Source organism: Sphaerisporangium sp. NPDC088356 (genome assembly GCF_040685555.1).
In the GTDB taxonomy this organism is placed as follows: Bacteria; Actinomycetota; Actinomycetes; order Streptosporangiales; family Streptosporangiaceae; genus Sphaerisporangium.
In genome coordinates this window covers 1-2,845 of the sequence record NZ_JBFBIK010000246.1, presented here as the reverse complement: position 1 = coordinate 2,845, position 2,845 = coordinate 1, and the positions used below count along the sequence as shown (strand labels likewise).

Here is a 2,845-nt window from a genome sequence, read left to right as displayed (position 1 = left end):
GTCCAAACAGCCGCAATTATGGTTGGAATCATAGGCCTTTTCAATGGCTTTGGACGTTTGATATGGGCAACTTTGTCTGATTATATCGGGCGCCCTGCTACTTTCAGTACCATTTTTATTCTCGATATTGTAATGCTTTCAGCCATGCTCATCTTCAAATTACCGCTCCTATTTGTCATTGCATTATGCTTGTTGATGTCTTGTTATGGAGCAGGCTTTTCTGTCATCCCAGCCTACTTAGGTGATGTCTTTGGTACTAAAGAATTAGGAGCTGTTCATGGATATGTACTGACAGCATGGGCTGCTGCCGGAGTTGTTGGACTATTACTATTATCATTAACACATCAACTGTTCCACAATTATACTTTGACATTAGCTGCCTTTATTTTGATTGATCTATTGGCACTGCTAATCTCATTCTGGATACAACGAGATTTCATTAAAGCCAGCAAATTAATAAAAAGCAAATCATAAAAAACTACTTTAAAGCGCATTAAATTATTAAAAACTAAGACAAAATTGCATAAAAAAGAGTCTAAAACAGCATGAGCCGTAAAGTGCAAGACAAAATTGAATATTTTTAAACTGCTAAGGCATGTTCCCTGTATTCGCAGGGAGTCATGCCTTTTGTTTTCTGTGATATTCGTCGATTGTTAAACCAATCGACGTAATTCTTTGTGATTTCCTTGAATTCTCCAATAGGTTCTGTTGCAAAGTTTTCCAAAAAATCTATTTTAGTGTAAAATTGAGAAAAAAGACAGAGAGGACAGAGTAATGAATCATTTTAAAGGCAAACAATTCAAAAAAGACGTCATTATTGTCGCTGTTGGTTACTACCTGCGTTACAATCTAAGCTATCGTGAAGTTCAGGAATTGTTATATGATCGTGGAATAAATGTTTGTCATACTACGATTTATCGTTGGGTGCAAGAGTACAGCAAAGTCCTCTATTATCTTTGGAAGAAGAAAAATAGACAATCCTTCTATTCATGGAAAATGGACGAAACCTATATCAAAATTAAGGGACGTTGGCATTATCTTTATCGTGCACTTGATGCGGACGGCTTAACCTTAGATATCTGGTTACGAAAGAAACGGAATACGCAAGCAGCCTATGCTTTCTTAAAACGACTCCATAAACAGTTTGGTGAGCCGAAAGCAATTGTGACCGATAAAGCACCTTCTCTTGGCTCCGCCTTTAGAAAGTTACAGAGTGTGGGTTTATATACTAAGACAGAGCACCGAACTGTGAAGTATCTTAACAATTTAATAGAACAAGACCATCGACCTATTAAACGACGGAATAAATTTTATCAAAGTCTCCGTACAGCCTCTTCCACGATTAAGGGCATGGAGACCCTTCGAGGAATATATAAAAAGAACCGAAGAAATGGAACGCTCTTCGGCTTTGCGGTGTCTACTGAAATCAAGGTATTAATGGGAATACCAGCCTAAGATATTTGGAGTTCAGAGCGGGCGCGTTTGATTTTCAAACTTCGCAACAGAACCGAAATAGCTATAAATAAGAGGAAGCCTAAGGAACCAATTATCTTTCATTCGGATCAAGGAAGCCAATTTAAATCAGCTTCCTTTAGAAAGTTATTAGATGAGCATCAATTGCTTGCTTCTTACTCCAAGCCTGGATATCCTTATGATAATGCCGTCACTGAGGTCTTTTTCAAGTATCTTAAACAACGAGAAATTAATCGCAGAACTTATCACTCCATTCAAGAAGTTCAACTCTCTTGCTTTGAATACATCGAACAATTTTATAACAATTATAATCCTCATTCCGCCAACAAGGGTTTAACTCCAAATCAGAAAGAAGAAAATTATTTTAAGAAAATATAGCTCATTTTGTGTCTAAATATTTGACATTGGTCCAGTGTACAATTGATTCATTCCGATACAAATGAAATGAAGGCAAATAATATTAAATTAGGCGATGTTTATTTTTTTTTAGGTTTGCCTAATATTTTGCTTTAATTTTATAAAAAAGAGGTGTATACTTATAATATTCTTAAAGGAAGGTGGAAATATTTTGAAAGATACAACAAGTCAGTCTGGTAAAGAGCACAAACCTCGATTAATTCAGCATGCGAATGGTCCCTCTTTAGAGGAAATTAACGGAACTGTCGAGGTACCCAAAGGCAAAGGCTTTTGGAAAACCCTGTTCGCCTATTCTGGACCGGGAGCATTAGTTGCTGTGGGATATATGGATCCAGGCAACTGGTCTACTTCGATTACGGGTGGGCAAAACTTCCAGTATTTATTAATGTCGGTCATTTTAATGTCTAGTTTAATTGCAATGCTATTACAATATATGGCTGCTAAATTGGGAATTGTTAGTCAAATGGATTTAGCTCAAGCAATTCGAGCGAGAACGAGTAAAAAACTAGGAATCATTTTATGGATTTTAACGGAATTAGCGATTATGGCAACAGATATTGCGGAAGTAATTGGCGCATCAATTGCTCTTTATTTACTTTTTAATATTCCGCTTGTCGTCGCAGTCTTTATTACGGTATTTGATGTTTTAATATTATTGTTGTTAACGAAAGTTGGTTTTAGAAAAATTGAAGCAATAGTTGTCTGTTTGATTTTTGTAATTCTTTTTGTGTTTGTTTATCAAGTAGCGTTGTCTGATCCTAATTGGGGGGATGTACTTAAAGGATTGGTTCCGACTGGTGAAACGTTCTCCTCTACACATTCAATTGGTGGTCAAACGCCTTTAACTGGTGCATTAGGGATTATTGGTGCAACCGTTATGCCTCATAATTTATATCTACATTCGGCTGTGTCTCAGACTCGAAAGATAAATCGTACGGATGAAGATGAAATCGCC

At 36.6% G+C, this 2,845-nt stretch carries 4 protein-coding genes and 1 pseudogene; 4 read left to right on the top strand and 1 reads right to left on the bottom strand.

All coding sequences use genetic code 11. The features are described from left to right. Positions 1–474: MFS transporter (locus AB0O34_RS36570; RefSeq protein ID WP_363923556.1), on the top strand; the 474-nt coding region annotated here is incomplete at its 5' end. Positions 475–580: 106 nt separating this feature from the next. Here AB0O34_RS36570 and AB0O34_RS36565 read toward each other — a convergent pair. Further along, entirely contained in the window at positions 581–724 is a 144-nt protein-coding gene (locus AB0O34_RS36565) for an IS3 family transposase (RefSeq protein WP_101812836.1), read from the bottom strand. A gap of 50 nt (positions 725–774) precedes the next feature. Here AB0O34_RS36565 and AB0O34_RS36560 point away from each other — a divergent pair, with 50 nt between their 5' ends. From AB0O34_RS36560 to AB0O34_RS36550, 3 genes and pseudogenes are all read left to right on the top strand, one after another. After that, positions 775–1,455 (top strand): IS6 family transposase, encoded by a 681-nt coding sequence (locus AB0O34_RS36560; protein WP_363923554.1) that lies wholly within the window; start codon positions 775–777, stop codon positions 1,453–1,455. Positions 1,456–1,509: 54 nt separating this feature from the next. Further along, positions 1,510–1,867, top strand: a pseudogene (locus AB0O34_RS36555) (integrase core domain-containing protein); the annotation flags it as partial. A 174-nt stretch (positions 1,868–2,041) separates the two neighbouring features. After that, a partial coding sequence (locus AB0O34_RS36550) for an Nramp family divalent metal transporter (protein WP_363923552.1) occupies positions 2,042–2,845 on the top strand: 804 nt, incomplete at its 3' end.

What these genes read in the sequence shown, in the direction of transcription:
- AB0O34_RS36560 (WP_363923554.1), top strand. Translation starts at nt 775, where the DNA reads ATGAATCATTTTAAAGGCAAACAATTCAAAAAAGACGTCATTATTGTC.